Here is a 22,038-nt window from a genome sequence, read left to right as displayed (position 1 = left end):
CCGTCTAAGGAAGATTCGACATGGCAGGACATAGCAAATGGGCCAACATCAAGCATAAAAAGGCTGCCACGGATGCCAAGCGCGGCAAAATCTGGACCCGCCTGATCAAGGAAATCACGGTCGCGGCCCGCATGGGCGGCGCCGATATCGCGGCCAATCCGCGCCTGCGCCTGGCCGTCGACAAGGCGGCCGACGCGAATATGCCGAAAGACAACGTCCAGCGCGCGATCAACCGCGGCAGCGGCGGCGTCGACGGCGCCAATTACGAAGAAGTGCGCTACGAAGGCTATGGCGTGGGCGGCGCGGCCGTCATCGTCGAATGCATGACGGACAACCGCGTGCGCACGGTGGCCGAGGTACGCAACGCCTTCAACAAGAATGGCGGCAACATGGGCAACGAAGGCTCGGTCGCCTTCATGTTCCAGCACTGCGGCCAGCTGCTGTTCGCGCCGGGCACCGATGAAGACAAGCTGATGGAAGCGGCCCTGGAAGCGGGCGCCGAAGACGTCATTGCCGACGAGGAAGGCGGCTTCGAAGTGCTGACCCCCGTGCACGATTTCGCCACCGTCAAGGAAGCGCTGGAAGCGGCCGGCTTCAAGGCGGAAGTGGCCGAAGTCATCATGAAGCCGGCGACGGAAACCGTCTACACGGGCGACGACGCCGTCAAGATGCAAAAGCTGATCGATGCGCTGGAACTGCTGGACGACGTGCAGGAAGTCTTCACCAACGCCCTGATCGAAAACTAAGCAACAACCTCAAGGGCGGCACCGCCGCCCTGCAACCCACACTGAACGAACGGTCCCTATGAAAATTCTGGTAGTCGGCTCTGGCGGCCGCGAACACGCCCTGGCCTGGAAACTGGCCCAGTCCGAACGCATACAGATGGTGTATGTCGCGCCGGGCAATGGCGGCACCGCGCGCGACGCGCGCCTGGTCAATCTCGACATCAGCGACCCGCAATTGCTGGCCGACTTCGTTCAGCAGGAACACATCGGCCTGACCGTCGTCGGCCCGGAAGTGCCGCTGGCAGCGGGCATCGTCAACCTGTTCCGCTCGCGCGGCCTGAAAATCTTCGGCCCCACGAAAGAAGCGGCGCAGCTGGAATCGTCGAAGGACTTCGCCAAGGCCTTCATGCAGCGCCACGGCATCCCGACGGCGGCCTACCAGACCTTCTCCGACGTCGCCCCCGCGCATGCCTACATCGACGCCATGGGCGCACCGATCGTCATCAAGGCCGACGGCCTGGCCGCCGGCAAGGGCGTGGTCGTCGCCATGACCCTGGAAGAAGCGCACCAGGCGGTTGACATGATGCTGGCAGACAACCAGTTCGGCGACGCCGGCGCGCGCATCGTCATCGAGGAATTCCTCGCCGGCGAGGAAGCGAGCTTCATCGTCATGTGCGACGGCAAGAACATCCTGCCGCTGGCCACCAGCCAGGACCACAAGCGCCTGAAGGATAACGACCAGGGCCCGAACACGGGCGGCATGGGCGCATATTCGCCGGCGCCCATCGTCACGCCGGCCATGCATGCGCGCGTCATGCGCGAAATCATCAATCCGACCATCCAGGGCATGGCCAAGGACGGCATCACGTTTACGGGCTTTTTGTACGCCGGCCTGATGATCGACGACAAGGGCACGCCGAAGACGCTGGAATTCAACTGCCGCATGGGCGACCCGGAAACGCAACCCATCATGGCGCGCCTGAAGACCGACCTGGTGACCGTCATGGAGCACGCCGTCAACGGCACGCTCGACGCCGTGGAACTGGAATGGGACCGCCGCACGGCCGTCGGCGTCGTCATGGCCGCTGCCGGCTATCCGGACGATCCCGTCAAAGGCACGCCGATCGGCGACATCCCGGCTGAAACGCCCGACTCCGTCACCTTCCATGCGGGCACCCGCATCGAGGGCGAACGCCTGGTTACCAACGGCGGCCGCGTGCTGTGCGTGGTGGGCCTGGGCGACAGCATCAAGATGGCGCAGAAGCAGGCGTATGAAACCGTGGAAAAAATCCACTTCGACGGCGCGCAGTACCGCCGCGACATCGGCTGGCGCGGCCTGAAACACTGATCCGCCCCGTTGCGGCACACGGCAGGGCCGGCGCGGAACTTCTCCGCCCCGGCCCTGTTGTTTTTCGCGCGTCGGAAAAATGGGCATTGCGCTACCATGCTGCCTCCCTGACAAGTTTGCCGCCCATGACAGCCCACGCCCATCCCTCCCTTGCCGCACTGCGCCAGCTCGGCCTGATCAGCGCCACCGAGTTCGACGAGGCCATGGCCGAACTGGAGATCCTCGCGCTGGACGAGGAAGACGATGTCGACATGCCGCGGCTGGCACCCGATGCGGGTCTTGCCGACACCCTGGCATGGCTGCTGCACACGGATCTGCTGCCGCAGGACGCCTTCCTGCCGCGCGTGCGCGACTTGCCGCGCCAGCATGGCGGCGCGGCCCTGCAGGAACGCCAGCAGCCGGCCGCCGCCGCGTTGCAGCTGCTCAATCGCCAGGCCGTCGACACCCTGTATGACGAAAATCTGATCGACCAGTGGCAGCGCGATGCCGCCCACGCCAGCTTGCCAGCCGACCGCCTGCTCGCCTCGCCGATCGCCGCCCTGCGCGAGATGCTCGGCCAAGGCACCTTGACGCAGCCACAATTCGAGGCCCTGCGCACGCGCCGGCACGGTTCGGAACTGGCGCGCATCATCGTCGATGGCGCCGTGCGCCAGGCGCGCCGCGAGCGTCCCGCCCATGCGCGCCCGGGGACCTGGCTGCTGGCCGCGCTGTTGCTGCTGGTGCTCGCGTTTGCCGGCCGGAGCATCGTCGCCGGCCGGGCCGCCACGCATCCCGCCCCTGGCAGCGCGGGGAGCGCCGTCGAACGCCGCGACTTGCAGCCGCGCGCCGCGCAGGCCGTGGAGAGCGCCCGCATGCCCGGTGCCGAAGCGCAGTTGTCCATCACGGTGGTGCAGGACGGCGCGGCGCCGCCGGCTCCCTAAACCACAGCGCAAGCGCCGGCCTATCACAAAAACGCGTAACAGGGTACAATCCGTCCTTAATTTTTTATTTCGGCCTCGTCGGCCCACGCGATGTCGTCAACTCCCTCCCCTTCGGCCGTCAAAGCCTATTTGCTCGATTTGCAAAACCGTATCGTGCAGGCGCTTGAAGCGCAGGACGGCAAGCCGTTCCTGACCGATGCCTGGCAGCGCCCCGAGGGCGGCGGCGGCATTTCGCGGCTGATCGAGGAAGGCAATGTGTTCGAGCGGGGCGGCGTGAATTTTTCGCACGTCACCGGTGCCGCACTGCCGCCATCGGCAGCGGCCGCGCGTCCCGAACTGGGCGGCAAGGCGTGGGAAGCGATGGGCGTGTCGCTGGTACTGCATCCGCGTAACCCGTATGCGCCCACGGTGCACATGAATGTGCGGTTTTTCAGCACCGTCAACGCCGATGGCGAACCCGTATGGTGGTTTGGCGGCGGCATGGACCTGACGCCGTATTATGGCGACGCGGGCGACGTAAAGCACTTCCACCAGGTGTGCCATGATGCGCTGGCGCCGTTCGGCGCGGAGCTGCATCCGAAGTTCAAGCAGTGGTGCGACGATTATTTCTACCTGAAGCACCGGCGTGAAGCGCGCGGCGCCGGCGGCATCTTCTTCGACGACTTCAACGCCTTGGGCTTTGACGACAGCTTTGCGATGATGCGCAGCGCCGGCGACGCCTTCGTCAAAGCCTATGTGCCTATCCTCGCGCGCCGCAAGGACACGCCCTACGGCGAACGCGAACGCGATTTCCAGTGCTACCGGCGCGGACGCTATGTGGAGTTCAACCTGGTCTTCGACCGCGGCACCCTGTTCGGGCTGCAATCGGGCGGACGTACCGAGGCGATCCTGATGTCGATGCCGCCCGTGGTCAAGTGGCGCTACGACTGGCACCCGGAAGCGGGCAGTCCCGAAGCGGCGCTGTATACTGACTTCCTCGTGCACCGCGACTGGCTGCAGGCGTGACGGAAAATGGCACGGTAAGCAGTACGGCGCGCAATACCCCATGCGTGGCGCTACTCGGTGGCAGCTACGACCCGGTACATATCGGCCACGTCGCGCTGGGCACGCATTTTTCCAGCCTGCTGCACGCCGATGAACTGCGCGTGATTCCGGCCGGCGCGCCCTGGCAAAAGGGCAGGCTGGGCGCCAGCGGGCAGCAGCGGGCCGAAATGGCGGGCCTGGCCTTCAGCGGCCTGCCCTTGCCGGTGGTGATCGACCGCCAGGAAATCGAGCGTAGCGAGCATGGCAAGGCCAGCTACACCATCGATACCTTGCGCCAGGTACGCGCCGAGCTGGGGCCGCGCGCTTCCATCGTTTTCCTGATGGGCGCCGACCAGCTGCAGCGGCTCGCGACATGGCGCGAATGGCAGCAATTATTTGAATACGCGCATATCTGCGTCGCGGCCCGCCCCGGCTTCGCGCTGAATGACACAGCAGTGCCGCAAGTGGTCGCCGACGAATTTTCGCGCCGCCTGGGCACCCTGGAAAGCATCCGCAACACGCCGCACGGTCTGACTTATCTGGCACAGGACTTCGCGGTGGATATCTCCGCCACCGAAATACGTGCGGCATTACAACGGGGGAACCGGGCAAACTCGCTTGTTTCTCCGCTAGTGCTAGACTATATTGAACAACATAATTTATACAAAAGCTAAATGGACATCAAAAAACTGCAAACCCTCGTCGTTGACGCCCTTGAAGACGTCAAAGGCCAAGACATCGCCGTCTTCGAAACGAGTCACCTGACCAGCCTGTTCGACCGCATCGCGATCGTCTCCGGTACCTCGAACCGTCAAACCAAGGCGCTGGCCGCCTCGGTACGCAACAAGGTCAAGGACGCCGGCGGCGACATCATCGGCATGGAAGGCGAGGACACCGGTGAATGGGTGCTGGTCGATCTGGGCGACATGATCGTCCACATCATGCAAGCGCCTATCCGCGCCTACTACCGCCTGGAAGAAATCTGGGGCGACACGCCGGTCAAGCTCGGCGCCGCCAAGCGCGCGCCGAAAAAAGCGGCCAGCGACGAACCGAAGAAGGTCAGCGGCCATCTGGCGGCAAGCAAGGCCAATGTGGAAGCGACGCCCGTGATCGAGAAAAAGGCGCCTGCCAAGAAAGCCGCGGCCACCACCGCCGCCAAGAAAGCCCCGGCGAAGAAAGCCACCGCTTCCAAGGCCGTCGGCAAGACCGTGAAAGTCGCGCCAACCAAGACCGAAGCGGCTGCAGTCAAGGCATTGAAAGCGCTGCCGGAGAAAAAAGTGCGCGCCCCACGCGCGGCCAAACCGGCAGCCGATGCGGCACCGGCAAAAACCGTGATCAAGCGTATCAAAAAAGTCGAAGCGTAAGCCTCGATGCAGCTCATCATCGCTGCGGTCGGCCATAAAATGCCGGCCTGGATAGAGACGGGCTTCGCGGAATACGCGAAGCGCATGCCGCCGGAACTGCGCATCGTGCTGAAGGAAATCAAGCCGGTGGAACGTTCCGGCAGCAAGACCGCCGCCACGGCGATGGCGCTGGAACGCGAACGCATCGAAGCCGTCCTGCCCAAGGGCGTGCGCATCATCGCCCTCGACGAACGCGGCAAGGACCTGACCAGCGTCGGCCTGTCGCAGCAATTGATGGCCTGGCAGCAGGATGGCCGCGACACCGCCTTTTTGATCGGCGGTGCCGACGGCCTCGATCCGCAACTCAAGGCACGTGCAGAAGGCATGCTGCGCATCTCCAGCATGACCCTGCCGCATGGCGTGGTACGCGTCATCCTCGCCGAGCAGCTGTACCGCGCCTGGTCGATCACGCAAAACCATCCCTATCACCGCGTCTGACCACTCCATGAAACCGGCTGACAACAAGATCTATCTGGCGTCCAAAAGTCCGCGCCGGCGCGAATTGCTGCGCCAGATCGGCATCGATTTCGAATTGCTGCTGCTGCGCAGCGATGGCCCGCGCGGCGCCGACGTCACCGAGGAAGTCCTCGCCGGCGAATCGGCGCTCGATTACGTGGCGCGCGTGGCGAATGAAAAAGCCGCCTTCGCGTGGGACCTCGTGCGCCGCCGCCACCTGATCGCACGCCCCGTGCTGGCCGCCGACACCACCGTCACCATCGACGGCGTCATCCTCGGCAAGCCGGCCGACCGCCTTGAGGCCGTGGCCATGCTGGAGCAGCTGTCGGGCCGCACGCATCAGGTGCTGACCTCGATCGCCGTACACTACAAGGATTTCGCAGAGCAGCGCACGCAAGTGTCGCAGGTGCGCTTCGGCGTGCTCTCGCCCGCCTCGATCGCCGCCTATTGCGCCACGCCGGAACCGTACGACAAGGCCGGCGCCTACGGCATCCAGGGCAGCGCCGCGCTGTTCGTCGAGCATATCGAAGGCAGCCATTCCGGCATCATGGGCCTGCCCCTGTACGAAACCGCACAGTTGCTGAGACTAGCAGGTTTGCCCCTGCCCTGAAGACAGGTATGATGTCATTCGTTGCCTCCACTCCCGCGCCTACATGAACGAAGACATCCTGATCAATATCACGCCGCAAGAAACCCGCGTCGCCCTCATCCTCCAGGGCGCCGTGCAGGAATTGCACATCGAGCGCACGCTCACGCGCGGCCTGGCCGGCAATGTGTATTCCGGCAAAGTGGTGCGGGTGTTGCCGGGCATGCAGTCGGCCTTCATCGACATCGGCCTGGAGCGTGCGGCGTTTCTGCACGTGGCCGACATCTGGGAAGCGCGCGGCCACGACGGCCAGAACGCCACGCCCGCGCCCATCGAAAAAATCCTCTTTGACGGCCAGGTGCTGACGGTGCAGGTGATCAAGGATCCGATCGGCACCAAGGGCGCGCGCCTGTCGACGCAGATTTCCATCGCCGGGCGCATGCTGGTATACCTGCCGCAAGACAAACACATCGGCATTTCGCAGAAAATCGAAAAGGAAGCGGAGCGCGAACAGCTGCGCGTGCGCCTGCAAAGCCTGCTGCCACCCGACGAAAAGGGCGGCTACATCGTGCGCACCATGGCCGAAGACGCCTCCGACGCCGACCTGAAGGCGGACGTCGACTACCTGAGAAAAACCTGGGCCACGATCATGCACGGCGCCCGTACGCGCCCGGCCACCAGCCTGCTGCACCAGGACTTGAACCTGGCGCAGCGCGTGCTGCGCGACTTCGTCGGCGATGAAACGGCCACCATCCAGGTCGATTCGCGCGAAAACTACGTGAAATTGCGCGAATTCGCGGAAATCTACACTCCCAGCGAACTGACGCGATTGCAGCACTACACGGGCGAACGCCCCCTGTTCGACCTGTACGGCGTGGAGGAGGAAATCCTGCGCGCGCTGGGCCGCAGAGTCGACCTGAAATCGGGCGGCTACCTGATCGTCGACCAGACGGAAGCGATGACCACCATCGACGTCAACACGGGCGGCTTCGTCGGCGGGCGCAATTTCGCCGACACGATTTTCAAGACCAACCTGGAAGCGGCGCACGCCATCGCGCGCCAGCTGCGCCTGCGTAACCTGGGCGGCATCATCATCCTCGACTTCATCGACATGGACAATGCCGAGCACCGCAACGCCGTGCTGGCCGAGCTGAAACGCACCCTGTCGCGCGACCGCACCAAAGTCTCGGTGAGCAATTTCTCGCCGCTGGGCCTGGTGGAAATGACGCGCAAGCGCACGCGCGAGTCGCTGGCGCACATCCTGTGCGAGCCATGCCCGGCCTGCGCCGGCAAGGGACAAGTCAAAACCTCGCGCACGATCTGCTATGAAATCCTGCGCGAACTGCTGCGCGAGGCAAAACAGTTCAACCCGCGCGAATTCCGCATCCTCGCCTCGCAGGAGGTGGTCGATCTGTTCCTCGAGGAAGAATCGCAGCACCTGGCCATGCTGGGCGACTTCATCGGCAAGAAAATCTCGCTGCAGGTGGAGAACGCCTACCACCAGGAGCAGTACGACGTGATTCTGATGTAGGCATGCCAGGCAACACCACCTTCTGGCGCGACCCGGCCCTGCCCCATGTGGAAAGCCGGCGCGCCTGTCGCAGCCGCGCATGCTACAAGCCGCACAGCCATCCCACGTATTCCATCGGCGCCGTCGACGCGGGCGGCAGCATCTTTACGGGCAGCAAGGATGGCAAGGTCGCGCTTGGCAATGGCAGCCTGGTGCTGGTGCCGGCCGGCTGCGTGCACGCCTGCAATCCCCTGCCCGACGCCCACTGGAGCTACCAGATGCTGCACCTCGACGCGCAGTGGCTGCATACCCACGTGCCGCGGCTCGATGCAAGCAGCGCCAGCGTGCTGCACCAACCTGTCCTGTATGCGCAGTTCTGCGCCATGAATGCGCTGCTGTTCTCGCCCGCGGCAGTGGCCGCCAAGCAAGAGGCCCTGCTGGCCTTGCTGCACGCCTGTGCCGACGCCAGCGGGGCGAGCCCCCTCCCCTCGCACGCTGCCCGCATCCCGATTCAACTACGCCCGGTAGTGCAGCAGCTGCAGTCTCAACCGCTGGCCAGCCTGGCGCAACTGGCCGAACTGGCCGGCATGAGCCGCTACCAGCTGATCCGCGCCTTCCGCGCCGCCACCGGCATGACGCCGCATGCGTACCAGCTGAACCTGGGCGTCAACCGCGCACGCAGCGGCTTGCAGGCGGGCAACGCCCTAGCCGACATCGCCTGCGAGCTGGGGTTTGCCGACCAGAGCCACCTGCAGCGCGTCTTCAAGGCGCATGCCGGCATCACGCCGGGACGCTATCGCGGCTGAAGCGCCTGCAATTTTCTTCAATACACACCGGAGCGTCCCCCCGCATACTCGCGCATCGCCATTGCCGGAGTCGCGTTTCATGCAGGATTTTCTCCTTATCGCCGCCGCCCACTTCCTCGCGCTGCTGTCGCCAGGACCCGATTTTTTCCTCGTCGCCCGCAGCGCGCTGGCGCATGGCTGGCGCGGCGCCATGCCAGCGTGCATTGGCATCGCATTGGCCAATGGCGTGTTCATCGTGGCGGCGTTTGGCGGCGTCGCCGTGCTGCACCCGGGCAGCCCCCTGTTTATCGCCGTGCAATTGGCGGGCTGCGCTTATCTGCTGCACCTCGGCGGGCTATTCCTGCGCCATGCGGGCGCCACGACGCTGACGGCAGCGCCGGCCGCCACGCCCGGCAAGGCGCACTGGCGCAACGGCCTGGGCATGGGTTTCCTGTCTGCCATCCTGAATCCAAAGAATGCGCTGTTCTACGCGAGCCTGGCGTCCGTCGTCGCCAGCCGGCAAACGGGCAGCGGCTCGGTCGTGCTGTATGGCGTGTGGATGGTGTGTGCGGTGCTGGCGTGGGACATGGCGGTGGCGCTGGCCATCGGCAATGGCGCGCTGCGGCAGCGCTTTGCGCGCGCCCTGCCGAGCCTGGAGCGCCTATCGGGCGCCGTGCTGATCGTGCTGGCGGTGCTGCTGCTGGTAAATGTCGCCGGCAGCAGTGTCTGACGGATCAGGCCGGCAACGGGTCCAGGTAAAACACGGCGTACACTTTCAACGGCGTGGTTTCCGTGGCTTTTTCCGATCGCACGACGGAGCAGTCGTCGGCGGCCAGGCTGCGCCAGTTCTGGATGCCGGCCTTGGCGAACATGGCGTGCGCGGGAGCGTTGGCGGCCAGGTCCAGCACCAGGCAGGCGTTGCGCGGGCCGGCGCCGTAGTTGACGGCGCGGATCTCGATGCCGAAGGTCGTCATCCACGGCTCCCACAAGCCTTTTTCCTTGCCGGCCGCCATGCGCTCGAGCATGTCGCCGAAGGTCAGGCCTTTCTTGACGGTGTCGCGCAAGGCGGCTAGCGACGGCGCCAGGCGGGGATCAGGCTGCTTGTTGCCGGCGCGGATCTCGGCGATCGCCTTGAGTTCCTTGATGATGGCCGCGTCGCGTTCCGTGTAGTCGCGCATGCGCGCGTAAAACTCGGCGTCGAGGAAGGGATTGACGGTCAGCTTGGCGACGCCCTCTTCGCGGCGTTTGGGGGAAGGCGTGGTGGTTTTGGTCATGGCGGTAGAGGGCAAGAGAAACGATGAGGGGCGCCAGTTTAACATCATGGCGCGCCGACGGCGGCGTCAGCGCCGCTTTAATGTTGCGCCTGGCGGGTGCGGGACGGCGCGGCGGCGGCGCGCGCACCGGGCGGCATGAAGTCACGCCGCGGCCCGAACAGGAAGACGGCGCCCGCATACAGTCCCGCCAGGGGGAAGCGCACCTCCTTGAGCAACTGGTGGAAAATGGCGATCGACTGCGCGCGGGTGACGGCGATGTCGGCGCGCCACTGGCACAGCACGTCATGCACGAGGCTGGCATGATAGGTCGCCGGCAAGCCCAGGTGCTGCGCACCATCGGGCGTGCCCACATAAAACAGGCCAAGCACGCTGATGCAGGGCGAACAGCCATCCCAGGCGTAGCCGGCGCGGATGCGGATCGCCGATTCGCGTATCGTCACCCACTCGTTTTCAAACTCTATGCCTTCAAGCAAGGGCGAGCAATAGCCATAGTCGCTGCCCAGCGCATAGCGCCAGGCGTTGCCGGGCATGCCGAAATTCTTCGGCATCAGCGGCTCCCCTGCCGTGCTTGCCGCCGTGGTCGCCTGTATGTCGTCCGCATGGCCTTGTCTTGATCATTATCAATATCAATATCAAGATTTAAACATACTCCGGCAAAAGAAGGGCAACAAGCGGCAAGCTCAGGCGCGCGGCGGCGCCGTCGATTCGCGCACCACCAGTTCCGGCTTCAGGCGCACGTCGAGCACGGAAGCGTCGGGCGAGTCGATGGTTTGCAGGATCAGGCGGGCCGCCTCCGTGCCGATGCCATGGTGGCGGATGCGGATGGTGGTCAAGGGCGGGCGGATCATGTCCATGTAGGGCATGTCGTTATGCCCCACCACGGAAATGTCCTCAGGACAACTTAAACCGAGCTCCATGATGGCATCGTAGCAGCCGATGGCCACCAGGTCGCTGCCGGCCACCACGGCCGTCGTTTGCGGCGACTGGCGCAGCAGCTCCAGCAGGGCCGCCTTGCCGCATTCGCGCGAATAGCCGCTGCTCTCGAAGACAAACGCCTGCGATGGATCGAGTTCGCTGGCCTGGATGGCGGCCAGGAAGCCCAGGCGGCGCACGTGGCCCGTGGACAGGTTTTCCGGACCGGCAATATGCGCGATATGGCGGTGGCCCAGCGCCAGCAAGTGCTCGACGGCCAGGCGCATGCCGACCACGTCGTCGCTGACGACGCACGAAGCGACGCCCGTTTCGTCGCTGCGGTTGACGGTGACGACGGGCACGTTCTGGTCGATGCACATCTTGATGACGGGATCGTGGCGGCGCGCCGTGGCGAGGATCAGGCCGTCAACCTGCTGCCCTAGCAGGCGGTTGATGACGAACAATTGCTCTTCCTCGTCGGCCCCCACGTTGGCGACGATGGCCAAGTAGCCGTGCTTGCGCAAGCCTTCCTCGATGCCCAGCAAAATCGGTGGAAAAACAGCATTGGTAATGTCGGGCAAGACCACGCCGATGATGCGCGATTTGCGCGTGACGAGGGTCGAGGCGGCCCGGTTCGGCCGGTAGCCGAGCCGCCCCGCTTCGGCCAGCACGCGCGCGGCCACCTCCGCGCTGACCATTTGCCGCGTTTCCGGGTTCATCACGCGCGAGACGGTGGAGAAATGCACGCCGCTGGCCCGCGCTACGTCGCTTAATGTGGGGTTCTTGTTTGTCATGGGCTTCCCGGATCGCAATACGGTGATTTTATCGCAGAAATCCCCCATGACGTCAAAAACCGAGCAAACGCTTGCATTAAAAATCAAGCTGCTGCCAAAGCGCTTTTCATGCGTTTGTCACAAATAGAGCCTTGACAGCGTGCAAACGCTTGCATACCATGGCTCGGACTTACCACTCGGGCCACCGATGCCCCTCCCAGAATTCCTATGTCTACTTCCCACAGCAAGCACGCCGAGCAGAACGGCGAAACCTTCAACCTGAAAGAAGCCGCCCTCGCCTATCACGCACAACCGCGCGCAGGCAAGATTTCCGTGACGCCAACAAAACCGCTGGGCGATGCCCGCGCCCTGACCCTGGCGTACTCGCCGGGCGTGGCCTTTGCCTGCGAAGCCATCGTGGAAGATCCGCGCACGGCCGGCACCTACACCTCGCGCAGCAACCTGGTGGCCGTGATCACCAACGGCACGGCCGTGCTGGGCCTGGGCGATATCGGCCCGCTGGCCAGCAAGCCCGTGATGGAAGGCAAGGCTTGCCTGTTCAAGCAGTTCGCCGACGTCGATGTGTTCGACATCGAGCTGGCCGAGAACGATCCCGACCTGTTCATCGACACCGTGGTGCGCATGGAACCGACCTTCGGCGGCATCAACCTGGAAGACATCAAGGCGCCCGACTGCTTCTACATCGAGCAGCAATTGCGCAAGCGCATGAACATCCCCGTCTTCCACGACGACCAGCACGGTACGGCCATCATCGTCGCGGCCGGCATCCTGAACGGCCTGGAACTGGTCGGCAAGGACATCGGCAACGTGAAAGTGGCCGTCTCGGGCGCCGGTGCCGCCTCGATCGCCTGCCTGGACCTGCTCGTCTCGCTGGGCCTGAACAAGTCGCTGCTGAAAGTGTGCGACAGCCAGGGCGTGATCTACCCGGGCCGCGATGCCAGCATGGAAGAGAACAAGGCGCGCTACGCGAATGACACCAGCGACCGCGACCTGGCCGACGCCATGGTCGGCGCCGACATCTTCATCGGCGTCTCGAAAGGCGGCGTCGTCAGCGCGCAGATGGTCGAATCGATGGCCGCCAAGCCGTTGATCTTCGCCCTGGCCAATCCACACCCGGAAATCGCCCCGGAAAAAGTGCATGCCGTGCGCGACGACGCCATCGTCGCCACCGGCCGCTCGGACTATCCGAACCAGATCAACAACGTGCTGTGCTTCCCCTACATCTTCCGCGGCGCGCTCGACGTCGGCGCCACCACCATCAACGAAGAGATGAAGCTGGCCTGCGTGCGCGCCATCGCCGCGCTGGCGAAGGAACCGCTGCCGGGCCATACCACCAGCGCCCTGACGCCGCTGCAGCTGATCCCATCGCCATTCGACGAACGCCTGCGCAGCTGGGTAGCACCAGCCGTGTCGCAAGCGGCGATCGCCACCGGCGTGGCCACCCGCGTGCCAGCGGGCGCCTGATCCACGAGGCAGGAGCCTTCCTGCCTTATCAAAACAACAGCAAGTTACCATTGCTTACAAAAAAACCATGGCTGAAAACCATGGTTTTTTCGTTTCTGCCCTTGGGTTAGCCAATAATGTTATTAATAAGCAAACTATACGCCAGCGTTTTTGCATGAACCTTCGATTACAATGGCGCCTACTTTATGTTGCTACAGTTGCCATTGCGTCGCTGCAGTGCGTTACCAAGGATATGCAATGCTCCGTTTGACTTCTGTGTGTGTGTTTCTTATCCCGGCATTGGCGCTGGCCGTCAACAGCGGATATTCCTATGGCGCCCTCACTCTCTTGCTTGCCAGCACCTATCTGCTGTGGCAGCGCCCTCGCCTGAATCTGCAACGTCGGGATTATCTGATACTGGGCACCCTGTTGCTGTACTTCTTCATTTTGACAGCCAATATGCTGTACCACGCCGATCCGGCGCGCGAACTCGACATGCCTTTACGCGCACTGCTGGCAGCACCGGTACTGCTGCTGCTGCTCGCCTATCCGCCCCGCCCCGCAGCGTGGTGGAGTGGTATTGCCATCGGTACAATTTCGAGTGCTGTACTGGCGTTCTGGCAGTTGATCGTCCTGCATATAGACCGTCCCCAAGCGGCAACCAGCAATGCTATTCACTACGGCAATGTCAGCATGCTGCTCGGCATGCTGTCCCTGTGCGGCTTAGGCTGGGCTCGAAAACAGCACAATCGTACGGCATGGACACTATTCATCCTCGCAGCTGCCTTGGCTGGCGTCCTCGGCTCCATCGTCAGTGGCAGTCGCGGCGGCTGGCTGGCCATGCCTGTCTGTGCAGCCATCATCGCCTTGCAGCAGGAAAAAAAACATGTCAAGCGCTATATCATGGGGGCAATAATCGTAATCATCGCGCTAGGCTCGCTGACTTACGCCTTGCCCAATTCCCAGATACGCAAGCGGATGGATATCGCGGTGAATGAGGTGCAAGATTTTGAAAACGGTGGCGACCTCCAGTGGTCATCCGTCGGCCAACGCCTTGAGATGTGGCGCACGGCCCTGCTGATGTCCAACGACCACGTGTGGACGGGCATCGGCCGTACCGGATACATGGAAGAAAAACGCATCCTGGCGACAGAGGGGAAAATGAACAGCGTCATCAGTAACTATACCAATGCCCACAATGACTATCTCGACACATTGGTCAAACGCGGCATTCCTGGTTTGCTGGCCTTGCTGCTGCTATTCATTCTGCCCCTGAGCCTGTTTATACAGGCCTTGCGACGAAGCACTCCCCAAGCCCAGCCATATGCACTGGCCGGCGTGGTACTGTGTACCTGCTATATGATTTTTGGCCTGACGACGAGTTCGCTAACATTGAACATTGGCATCATCATGCTGGTCTTCCCGATGGTGATACTGTGGTCCATGCTGCGCCATCAAGAGCGCGCTACCTGAGTACGCGTTCCACTTGATTATTTTTGCCTTGCCTGCCAGGAATCACACCGATGCTCACGCCCGACCTGAAGCGCCTCACTGCGCTACACGCGCCTTATAAAAAACACTTGGCCCTGGCCCTGCTGGCGATGGTCGTCACGGCAGGCACCGAGCCGCTGTTGCCGTATGCGCTCAAGCTGCTGCTCGACAATGGCTTCGGCGGCAAAGTCGAGTTTTCCTACTGGCTGGTGCCGCTGATCGTGATCGGCATCTTTTTCATCCGCGGCGTGTCCACCTTTGCCAGCAGCTACCTGATGAGCTATGTCTCCACGCGCATCCTCAACGAATTGCGGCGCAGGATGTTTGCCAGCATGCTCAACCTGCCCATCGACTTTTACAACACGCATACGGTCGGCAAGGTCATCAACTCCATCATGTTCGAAGTGCAGCAGATCATCGAAATGGTGACCAAGGTGTTCACGTCGATCGTGCGTTCCTCGCTGACCGTGCTGGGCCTGCTGGCATGGCTGCTGTACCTGAACTGGGTGCTGACCCTAGTCACCCTGGTGCTGCTGCCCCTGTTGACCATCGTCGTGCGCACCACGGGCAAACGCCTGAAAAAACTCAACCGCGACACGCTGGCCGTCAACGCCGAACTGACGCAGGTCATCGAAGAGACCACGCGCGCCCAGCAAGTGATCAAGATCTTCGGCGGCCAGGACTATGAAAAGTCGCGCTTCGAAGAGCGCGCCGAGCAATTGCGCCGCTACAGCATGCGCATGACCACCACCTTTTCCGCCACCGTCCCCATCACCCAGGTCATCACGGCCGCCGCCGTGGCCCTGGTGATCGTCATGGCCCTGTTCCAGTCGGAACAGGGACAGATCACGGTGGGCGGCTTTGTATCCTTCATCACGGCCATGCTGATGCTGCTGACGCCCTTGAAACAGCTGGCCGAAGTCAATGGCCCCCTGCAGCGCGGCATGGCCGCCGCGGAAGAAGTCTTCTTGTTGATCGACAAGACGCCGGAACGCACGGGCGGCAAGCCGCTGGCCGGCCGCTGCAGCGGACGCATCGATTTCAACGACGTCAGCTTTGCCTATCCAGGCCATCAGGAACAGGCCTTGCAGCACATCAATTTGAACATCGCACCGGGTCAGACCGTGGCCTTTGTCGGCATGTCCGGCGGCGGCAAATCGACGCTGGTGAGCCTGCTGCCGGGCTTTTACTCGGCCAGCAGCGGGCAAATTTTGCTCGATGGCCAGAATATCGATGAGATCTCCCTGACCAGCCTGCGCAGCCAGATCGCCATGGTGAGCCAGAACGTGGTGCTGTTCGACGATACGCTGGCCGCCAATATCGCCTATGGCGACGCGGCGCCGGACCGGCAGCGCGTCGAGGCGGCGGCAGCCGCAGCGTTCCTGTCGGACGTCATCGATGGCTTGCCCGAGGGCCTGGAAACGCGCCTGGGCGACAATGGCTCGCGCCTGTCCGGCGGCCAGCGCCAGCGCGTGGCCATCGCCCGCGCCATCTACAAGGATGCGCCCATCCTGATCCTCGACGAGGCAACATCGGCCCTGGATACGGAGGCGGAACGCGCCGTGCAGGCGGCGCTGGAGCACCTGATGCAGGGAAGAACCACCCTGGTCATTGCTCATCGCTTATCAACAATTGAACGGGCGGACCGTATCGTGGTATTGTCACATGGGAAAATAATGGAAACCGGCAGTCACCAGCAATTATTGGATGCCAACGGCGCGTATGCCAATCTGCATCGCCTGCAATTTTCCCAGCAAGTGGTTTGACACCATCGAATGAATACCTGAAATCGTACTGATACATGACGCCCTTGATTCCCGCCGAACTTCTACAAAAGTCGGACAAAATTCTCTTCATCGCCCACCTGGCGCTGGGGGATTTCACCTATCTGCAAAATGGCTTTCGCGCCTTTGCCGCAGCCTATCCGCACATCAAAATCCACCTGTGGGTCGATGAAGTGCGGCGTACATCCGATGCCAAACAATGGGAAAGCCTGCGCACCTACTCGCTGTACGACTGGGTCGAACAGTCCGGCTTTTTCACCAAGGTTTACCGCAAGACCTACAGCCCGGCACTCTACGAAGAATCGCTGCGCGAAGCGCAGGCCGAACACTACCCGATCGTCGTCTCGCTGGCGCATATCCGTCCGCAGCTGTATGCCGACCTGGCACGCATGATTAGCACGGATGGCCTGGTGATCGGTACACGCAAACCGTTCAGCCCGCTTCGGCTCTGGCATTACCTGGCCTACCGCAAGATCGACGCCGTGCTGTCCTCCTATGCGGGCCAGGATGCGGGCGAACACCATATCAGCAGCGTGTATGCGGACTGGTTCCATCAGCTGACGGGACTCGACATTCCCGTGGCGGAACGCTATCCCTTCGTGCACATCCCCGAGACCGCCTTGCAGCAGGCGCAAGCCCAGCTTGGCGAATGGGGCTTCGCACCGCGCCAGGGTCCGTTAGTCCTGCTGAATCCGTTTGCCAAGTCGCACAAGCGCGGCTGGCCGCTGGAACGCATTGCCGAGCTCATTATCCGCATGCAGCAACAGCCGAAATGGGCGAATGCCTGTTTCCTGATCAATGCCATGCCGCAGGATGTGGCCAAGGTGCATGCCGTCGTGCAGGCGCGCGGCCTGGCGCGCACGCAGGCGTTCAGCGCCGTCGACAACTTCTTCCAGCTGCCGGCGATGCTGGCGCAATGCGACCTGATTATTTCAGTGGAAACATCCATCATGCACCTGGCGAATGCCGTGCATGTGCCCGTGGTGGCGCTGATGCGCAAGAAGAATCCCGAGTGGGCGCCATTCGACAGCGCCAACAGCACCGTGCTGACGGTGGCGCGGCGCAGCGACTGGGTCAAGGCGATCTCGGTCGATCAAGTCTTGAAAGCGATCGCCTGAGCAGGCGACGCTGTCCGGTGCGCCATGTACTGATACGCACCAGGCCGGCTTCAGCCGGCCCCTGAGCATCCCCACGCTACCCACGCAAAGACGCGCAAACGTGCCGCCGCCCCCATGGCCGGCGGGGACTCAGGCGCTACACTTCCGCAGACGCCAGCGGCAAGCGCACTTCCACCAGCAAGCCCTGGCCGCCGCTGGCGCGGTGCAGCTGGATCGTGCCGCCATGCTGCTGCACCACCGACGCGACGATGGACAAGCCCAGGCCGCTGCCTGGCTGCGCCTGCTGCGGCGCGCGGAAGAAACGGTCGAAGACGCGGTCGTACAGGGCCGGTGCAATACCGGGCCCCTGGTCGGCCACGTGCAGCACGGCCTGGCCCCGCTCGGCATGCAGCGACACCGTCACGCTGGTACCGCGCGGACTGTACTTGATGGCGTTTTCCACCAGGTTGTCGATCAGCGAGACGAGGCTTTCGCGCTGGCCGGGCACGCGCAACGACACGCTGGCCTGCAGCTCCAGCTCGATATCGCCCGCCTGCGCCAGGCCGGACAGGGCAGCCAGGCGGTCCTGCAGCAAGACGTCGAGCGCCTGGGGCCGGCGCTGCTCTCCCGCTTCCGCCTGCACCTCGCTGCGCGTCAGTTGCAGCAACTGTCCCACCAGGCGCGCGGCCCGGTTACCGCTGTTCAAAATACCGTCGAGCAACTCCTGCTGGCGCGGGTCGCTGGCCTGTCCCTGCAAGGCCTCGACATTCACGCGCATGGCCGCCAGCGGCGTGCGCAGCTCATGCGTGGCATCGGCAATGAAGCTGCGTTCACGCGCGGCGCTGGTGCCCACGCGCTGCAACAGCGCATTGATATTGTCGACCAGCGCGGCCAGTTCACCATGCGGCGGCTTGAAGGTCAGCGGACGCAAATCCTGCGGTCCGCGCGCCGCCACCTCTTGCGCCACCTTGCGCCAGGGCCGCATGGCCAGGCGGATCGACAGCCAGGCCGGCAGCAGCAGGAAAGGCAGGCTGATTAACAGCGGCAATAGATAATAACCGTGCGAATTGATCGTGATAAAGAATTGCCAGGCCCCGCCCACTTCCAGCACGGTCACGCGCGTCGTCCCCTCGACCAGGCTGCGGCTGCGCCAGGCCTGGCCCTTGATGTACACCACCTCCATCTGCTCGGGACCGGCGCTGCGGATGCCGCTGGGCGCATCGGGCGATTTATAGACCAGTTCGCCATTGCGCCAGACCAGGATGCGCGGCGCCACTTCCGGCACTTGCCCCATCTCAAACTCCTCGCGCAGCGCCTCGTCGATCGCGCGCAAGCTTTGCTGCTGGCGCGCGGGCTGCTCGGCCAGGTTGTCGGCCACGCTGATAATGGCGTGCAAGACCCCGCGGCTCACATTGCTGGCCTCGCCGGCGCCCTCGAACAGCACATAGGCCACGGCCAGGCTCCACAACACGCTCAGCATCAGCATTTGCGCGACCATCAGGCGGCGCACCAGCGTGGGCCGGCGCAGCATGGCCCAGAAACGGCCCATCATGCACCGGTGCCCGGCTGCGCGGGCGAGTCGCCCTGCTGGTCGATGACATAACCGACGCCGCGCACGGTACGGATATAACCTTCGCCTATCTTGCGGCGCAAGTTACCCATATGCACATCCAAGGTATTGCTGGCATTGGCCAGGCCGCCCGGCAGGATATGCTCTTCCAGCACGCGGCGCGTGATGACGCGGTTGGCGCGCATCAGCAAGGTTTTCAGCAAGGCATACTCGCTGGCCGTCAGCTCCACGGGCCGGCCATGCACGCTGACGCGGCGCGTGGGCACTTGCAGCAGCAGGCCGCGTAATTCGATGGTGTCGCCGTCGAAGCCATAGCTGCGGCGCGCCAGCGCGCGCACGCGCGACAGCAGCTCGGCCAGCACGAACGGCTTGACCAGGTAATCGTCGGCGCCGCCGTCCAGGCCCCGCAGGCGCTGTTCCAGCGTATCGCGGGCACTGAGGATCAGCACCGGCAGGCGGGCCGCGCGCAAGCGGGCCAGCAAATCGAGGCCATCGCCGTCCGGCAGGCCCAGGTCCAGCAGCACCAGCTCACAACTGTCGTGTTCGATGCTGCGCGCCGCGTCTTCCAGGCTGCGCACCCAGACCACCTGCATGCCCTGGTCGCGCAGGGCGATGCGCACGCCGTTGCCCAGGTCCATGTCGTCTTCTATCAGCAGTATTTTCATAAGCGCTATTAGACCACCGCAAGCTGAAGAATGGTTAAAGAACAAATCTTCATCCAATCTTCATATGGGGCTCATTTTTCCTTCATGGCACAGACCGATACTACTCGCTGTCAATCGAGCCACTCCGGACTCGATTCTCCACCTGACGGAAAACTCCATGCACGCTCCTACTACCCTGTTGACTTCGCTGGCCCTGGCCTGCGGCCTGAGCTTGAACCCATTGGCCGCCTCGGCCGCCGAACCGGCCTCCCAAAATGTCTTCACCATCGGTGGCGGGGTTGCCGCCGTTTCCAGCTACTCCGGCTCCGACAAGCTGTCGGCCTCGCCGCTGATCATTCTCGACTACGCCATGTCCAATGGCCTTTTCATCAGCACCTCGCGCGGCATCGGTTATGGCGGCCAGGCCGGCCCCTTCAGCTACAGCGCCGCGCTCGGCTACCGCGGCAACCGCGAAGACCACAAGCGCAAGGGCGTCAACGGCTGGGGCGGCAGCGATTACCTGAAAGGCATGGGCGAAGTCAAAGGCAACGCCAGCGCCTTGCTGAGCGCCGGCTATTCGCCGCTGCCGGGCCTGTCGCTGAGCGTCACGAGCGATGTTCCCCTGTCGAACCGCGAAAACGGCGCGAATGTGCATTTCGGCGCCACGGGCCAGATTTACGGCCGGGCCGACGCCAAGGGCGTGCAGCAAGACAGTGTGAGCATCGGCGGACAGCTGGGCTGGGGCGAGCGCAAGTACGTGCAGACCATGTATGGCGTGACGGCGGCCCAGGCGGCCAATACCTCGTTCAAGCAATACACCCCAAAAGGCGGCTTCTATGAAGCGCAGGCCACCGTGAACTGGGAACACCGCTTCGATGCGCGCTGGGGCATCAATACCTTGGTCGGTGTCGAACACCGCCTGGGCGACGCGGCCAAGAGCCCCATCGTGAAACGCAAGACGGCGCCGATCGGCGCCGTGTATGTCACGTACCGCTACTAGACTTAGCGCTCCCCGAAAACGGCTGCCAGAAGAAAGGCTGGCGCGCCGTTTCGCCCATCCACACGGACCCGGGCATGGGGACGGTGGCACGGATTCTTTCCTGTAGCCATCTCTTCCATGCCCACGCGCACCAGTTGCATCATCCGTGCGCGCAACATCTAAATCGTTCGCATAGCGCCTTCAGCGCCAGCACCGTCCGCATCATTCAACATGGAAAGTGCCTGATGACACAAGCCATCACCCTGCATGCTGGTCTCTCCAACATGCCCCCTGGCATCTCCCGCGTACGCGAGATGCTCAAGCTGCAACTGCGCGCGCGCTTGCAGCAGCGCCAGACACGCATCTGGCTGCAACTGCTCAACTCCCACCCTGTCTTCGGCGAGTTGCTGCAAACCTATCCGCGCCTGATGCACAAGGTCTACCGCCACTACCTGAGCAAGAACCTGTCCTGCCGCCAGCGCGTCGCCTTGCTGGTCGACCACTATCACTTCATCCTGCAGCAAGGCTGGGGCAAGCTGATGGCGCAGGCGGCGCGCGCGCCGGTACGGCTGGGGACGGTGCAGGGAAAATCCGGCGCCCCCTATCATCTGCAGCTGTGCGCGCTGCAGCCGATGGACCGCGAAGGCGAAATGGTGTTGCAGCTGGCACATGGCGATGACGTAATCTACTCGGTCGCGTTTACCTTCTTCGGCTCGCGCGCCAGCATGGCAGTGGGTATCGGCTGCCTCCAGGGTCCGCGCGGCGCGGAAGGCTTGCACCGCGTACGCGAAGCCACGCGCGACCTGCACGGCATGCGCCCCAAGGCCCTGATGGTGCGCCTGGTGCGCCAGCTGGGACACGAACATGGCTGCCGCAACATGATTCTCGTAGGCAACAACAACCGCGCCGTGCACCATTCCGCCAAGAAAGGACGTTTGTTCGCCGACTACAACGCCCTTTGGCAAGAACTGGGTGCGCAAGCCCGCGGCGACGGCGATTTCGAGTTGCCATGCGAAAACCTGCCCATGCCCGTCATGGAAGATCTGCCGTCGAAGAAGCGCTCGGAAGCACGCAAGCGCCACGCCCTGACACTGGCCATGATCGCCAGCCTGCGCAGCGGCCTGGACACCCATCGCTGCCCGGCCCAGGCCGCCATGGCCCGCCTGCCGGCAACAGCCAACGACGCGCGGCAGCTTGCCGATTTCGACGACGACTACGTTTCCAGCATCACCTGATTCCACGCTCCGCCCCATTGCAAGACGCCCCGCCCCCGCGTCACTGCATCGCCGGCGCT

At 63.5% G+C, this 22,038-nt stretch carries 21 protein-coding genes and 1 pseudogene; 17 read left to right on the top strand and 5 right to left on the bottom strand.

What is annotated here, in order from left to right; all coding sequences use genetic code 11:
• Window positions 1-20: 20 nt before the first annotated feature.
• From O0880_RS03485 to O0880_RS03435, 11 genes are all read left to right on the top strand, one after another.
• Window positions 21-746, top strand: a complete 726-nt coding sequence (locus O0880_RS03485) for a YebC/PmpR family DNA-binding transcriptional regulator (protein ID WP_071322199.1) — start codon at window positions 21-23, stop codon at window positions 744-746.
• Window positions 747-804: 58 nt separating this feature from the next.
• Window positions 805-2,073, top strand: coding sequence for a phosphoribosylamine--glycine ligase (gene purD / locus O0880_RS03480; protein ID WP_071322198.1), 1,269 nt, complete (start codon window positions 805-807; stop codon window positions 2,071-2,073).
• A 125-nt stretch (window positions 2,074-2,198) separates the two neighbouring features.
• Window positions 2,199-2,993, top strand: a complete 795-nt coding sequence (locus tag O0880_RS03475) for a hypothetical protein (RefSeq protein WP_289885089.1) — start codon at window positions 2,199-2,201, stop codon at window positions 2,991-2,993.
• Window positions 2,994-3,083: 90 nt separating this feature from the next.
• Entirely contained in the window at window positions 3,084-3,998 is a 915-nt protein-coding gene (gene hemF, locus O0880_RS03470; RefSeq protein ID WP_289885088.1) for an oxygen-dependent coproporphyrinogen oxidase, read from the top strand.
• Window positions 3,995-4,690: a nicotinate (nicotinamide) nucleotide adenylyltransferase gene (nadD, locus tag O0880_RS03465; protein WP_071322195.1), complete on the top strand. Its 696-nt coding sequence runs from the start codon at window positions 3,995-3,997 to the stop codon at window positions 4,688-4,690. The genes hemF and nadD overlap by 4 nt, the downstream gene beginning before the upstream one ends.
• Entirely contained in the window at window positions 4,691-5,380 is a 690-nt protein-coding gene (gene rsfS / locus O0880_RS03460; RefSeq protein WP_289885086.1) for a ribosome silencing factor, read from the top strand.
• A gap of 6 nt (window positions 5,381-5,386) precedes the next feature.
• Window positions 5,387-5,857, top strand: coding sequence for a 23S rRNA (pseudouridine(1915)-N(3))-methyltransferase RlmH (gene rlmH, locus O0880_RS03455; protein ID WP_034747108.1), 471 nt, complete (start codon window positions 5,387-5,389; stop codon window positions 5,855-5,857).
• A gap of 7 nt (window positions 5,858-5,864) precedes the next feature.
• Window positions 5,865-6,485 carry a nucleoside triphosphate pyrophosphatase gene (locus O0880_RS03450; protein ID WP_071322193.1) on the top strand — a complete coding sequence of 207 codons (621 nt, stop codon included), beginning with the start codon at window positions 5,865-5,867 and terminating at the stop codon, window positions 6,483-6,485.
• A gap of 43 nt (window positions 6,486-6,528) precedes the next feature.
• Entirely contained in the window at window positions 6,529-7,992 is a 1,464-nt protein-coding gene (gene rng, locus O0880_RS03445; protein ID WP_289885080.1) for a ribonuclease G, read from the top strand.
• A 2-nt stretch (window positions 7,993-7,994) separates the two neighbouring features.
• Window positions 7,995-8,777, top strand: coding sequence for an AraC family transcriptional regulator (locus O0880_RS03440; protein ID WP_289885079.1), 783 nt, complete (start codon window positions 7,995-7,997; stop codon window positions 8,775-8,777).
• 79 nt (window positions 8,778-8,856) lie between these two features.
• Window positions 8,857-9,486: a LysE family translocator gene (locus O0880_RS03435; RefSeq protein ID WP_289885077.1), complete on the top strand. Its 630-nt coding sequence runs from the start codon at window positions 8,857-8,859 to the stop codon at window positions 9,484-9,486.
• 4 nt (window positions 9,487-9,490) lie between these two features.
• Here O0880_RS03435 and O0880_RS03430 read toward each other — a convergent pair whose 3' ends face one another.
• From O0880_RS03430 to O0880_RS03420, 3 genes are all read right to left on the bottom strand, one after another.
• Window positions 9,491-10,030: a hypothetical protein gene (locus O0880_RS03430; protein WP_289885076.1), complete on the bottom strand. Its 540-nt coding sequence runs from the start codon at window positions 10,028-10,030 to the stop codon at window positions 9,491-9,493.
• A 77-nt stretch (window positions 10,031-10,107) separates the two neighbouring features.
• Window positions 10,108-10,578 carry a hypothetical protein gene (locus tag O0880_RS03425; protein WP_071322188.1) on the bottom strand — a complete coding sequence of 157 codons (471 nt, stop codon included), beginning with the start codon at window positions 10,576-10,578 and terminating at the stop codon, window positions 10,108-10,110.
• Window positions 10,579-10,710: 132 nt separating this feature from the next.
• Window positions 10,711-11,736, bottom strand: a complete 1,026-nt coding sequence (locus tag O0880_RS03420) for a LacI family DNA-binding transcriptional regulator (RefSeq protein WP_071322187.1) — start codon at window positions 11,734-11,736, stop codon at window positions 10,711-10,713.
• Window positions 11,737-11,943: 207 nt separating this feature from the next.
• On the opposite strand from O0880_RS03420, the pseudogene O0880_RS03415 reads away from it, so the two are divergent.
• The 4 genes and pseudogenes from O0880_RS03415 to O0880_RS03400 all read left to right on the top strand — a co-directional run.
• Window positions 11,944-13,182: pseudogene (locus O0880_RS03415) on the top strand (malic enzyme-like NAD(P)-binding protein); the annotation flags it as partial.
• Window positions 13,183-13,437: 255 nt separating this feature from the next.
• Complete coding sequence (locus tag O0880_RS03410; RefSeq protein ID WP_289885073.1) at window positions 13,438-14,652, top strand: O-antigen ligase family protein; 1,215 nt, start codon at window positions 13,438-13,440, stop codon at window positions 14,650-14,652.
• A 50-nt stretch (window positions 14,653-14,702) separates the two neighbouring features.
• Window positions 14,703-16,436 carry a lipid A export permease/ATP-binding protein MsbA gene (gene msbA / locus O0880_RS03405; protein WP_289885072.1) on the top strand — a complete coding sequence of 578 codons (1,734 nt, stop codon included), beginning with the start codon at window positions 14,703-14,705 and terminating at the stop codon, window positions 16,434-16,436.
• Window positions 16,437-16,471: 35 nt separating this feature from the next.
• Window positions 16,472-17,572, top strand: coding sequence for a glycosyltransferase family 9 protein (locus O0880_RS03400; protein WP_289885070.1), 1,101 nt, complete (start codon window positions 16,472-16,474; stop codon window positions 17,570-17,572).
• Between the two features lie 136 nt (window positions 17,573-17,708).
• Here O0880_RS03400 and O0880_RS03395 read toward each other — a convergent pair whose 3' ends face one another.
• Entirely contained in the window at window positions 17,709-19,103 is a 1,395-nt protein-coding gene (locus O0880_RS03395; protein ID WP_289885069.1) for an ATP-binding protein, read from the bottom strand.
• Window positions 19,100-19,786: a response regulator gene (locus O0880_RS03390; RefSeq protein ID WP_289885068.1), complete on the bottom strand. Its 687-nt coding sequence runs from the start codon at window positions 19,784-19,786 to the stop codon at window positions 19,100-19,102. Before O0880_RS03390 ends, O0880_RS03395 begins: the two co-directional genes overlap by 4 nt.
• A 157-nt stretch (window positions 19,787-19,943) precedes the next feature.
• Here O0880_RS03390 and O0880_RS03385 point away from each other — a divergent pair, with 157 nt between their 5' ends.
• Together O0880_RS03385 and O0880_RS03380 are read left to right on the top strand one after the other, a co-directional pair.
• Entirely contained in the window at window positions 19,944-20,765 is an 822-nt protein-coding gene (locus O0880_RS03385; RefSeq protein WP_289885066.1) for a MipA/OmpV family protein, read from the top strand.
• Window positions 20,766-20,989: 224 nt separating this feature from the next.
• A complete protein-coding gene (locus O0880_RS03380) occupies window positions 20,990-21,979 on the top strand; it encodes a VirK/YbjX family protein (RefSeq protein WP_289885065.1) in 990 nt (329 codons plus the stop codon).
• The last annotated feature ends 59 nt before the right edge of the window (window positions 21,980-22,038 follow it).

Source organism: Janthinobacterium sp. SUN118 (assembly GCF_030397695.1).
Classification (GTDB): domain Bacteria; phylum Pseudomonadota; class Gammaproteobacteria; order Burkholderiales; family Burkholderiaceae_D; genus Janthinobacterium.
This window is presented reverse-complemented; position numbering and strand designations above follow the sequence as displayed.

What these genes read in the sequence shown, in the direction of transcription:
- O0880_RS03475 (WP_289885089.1), top strand. Translation starts at nt 2,199, where the DNA reads ATGACAGCCCACGCCCATCCCTCCCTTGCCGCACTGCGCCAGCTCGGC.
- O0880_RS03440 (WP_289885079.1), top strand. Translation starts at nt 7,995, where the DNA reads ATGCCAGGCAACACCACCTTCTGGCGCGACCCGGCCCTGCCCCATGTG.
- O0880_RS03410 (WP_289885073.1), top strand. Translation starts at nt 13,438, where the DNA reads ATGCTCCGTTTGACTTCTGTGTGTGTGTTTCTTATCCCGGCATTGGCG.
- O0880_RS03430 (WP_289885076.1), bottom strand. Translation starts at nt 10,030, where the DNA reads ATGACCAAAACCACCACGCCTTCCCCCAAACGCCGCGAAGAGGGCGTC.
- O0880_RS03395 (WP_289885069.1), bottom strand. Translation starts at nt 19,103, where the DNA reads ATGATGGGCCGTTTCTGGGCCATGCTGCGCCGGCCCACGCTGGTGCGC.
- rsfS (WP_289885086.1), top strand. Translation starts at nt 4,691, where the DNA reads ATGGACATCAAAAAACTGCAAACCCTCGTCGTTGACGCCCTTGAAGAC.
- O0880_RS03420 (WP_071322187.1), bottom strand. Translation starts at nt 11,736, where the DNA reads ATGACAAACAAGAACCCCACATTAAGCGACGTAGCGCGGGCCAGCGGC.
- O0880_RS03385 (WP_289885066.1), top strand. Translation starts at nt 19,944, where the DNA reads ATGCACGCTCCTACTACCCTGTTGACTTCGCTGGCCCTGGCCTGCGGC.
- rlmH (WP_034747108.1), top strand. Translation starts at nt 5,387, where the DNA reads ATGCAGCTCATCATCGCTGCGGTCGGCCATAAAATGCCGGCCTGGATA.
- O0880_RS03380 (WP_289885065.1), top strand. Translation starts at nt 20,990, where the DNA reads ATGACACAAGCCATCACCCTGCATGCTGGTCTCTCCAACATGCCCCCT.
- O0880_RS03400 (WP_289885070.1), top strand. Translation starts at nt 16,472, where the DNA reads ATGACGCCCTTGATTCCCGCCGAACTTCTACAAAAGTCGGACAAAATT.
- O0880_RS03450 (WP_071322193.1), top strand. Translation starts at nt 5,865, where the DNA reads ATGAAACCGGCTGACAACAAGATCTATCTGGCGTCCAAAAGTCCGCGC.
- O0880_RS03485 (WP_071322199.1), top strand. Translation starts at nt 21, where the DNA reads ATGGCAGGACATAGCAAATGGGCCAACATCAAGCATAAAAAGGCTGCC.
- O0880_RS03425 (WP_071322188.1), bottom strand. Translation starts at nt 10,578, where the DNA reads ATGCCGAAGAATTTCGGCATGCCCGGCAACGCCTGGCGCTATGCGCTG.
- msbA (WP_289885072.1), top strand. Translation starts at nt 14,703, where the DNA reads ATGCTCACGCCCGACCTGAAGCGCCTCACTGCGCTACACGCGCCTTAT.
- purD (WP_071322198.1), top strand. Translation starts at nt 805, where the DNA reads ATGAAAATTCTGGTAGTCGGCTCTGGCGGCCGCGAACACGCCCTGGCC.
- hemF (WP_289885088.1), top strand. Translation starts at nt 3,084, where the DNA reads ATGTCGTCAACTCCCTCCCCTTCGGCCGTCAAAGCCTATTTGCTCGAT.
- rng (WP_289885080.1), top strand. Translation starts at nt 6,529, where the DNA reads ATGAACGAAGACATCCTGATCAATATCACGCCGCAAGAAACCCGCGTC.
- O0880_RS03435 (WP_289885077.1), top strand. Translation starts at nt 8,857, where the DNA reads ATGCAGGATTTTCTCCTTATCGCCGCCGCCCACTTCCTCGCGCTGCTG.
- O0880_RS03390 (WP_289885068.1), bottom strand. Translation starts at nt 19,786, where the DNA reads ATGAAAATACTGCTGATAGAAGACGACATGGACCTGGGCAACGGCGTG.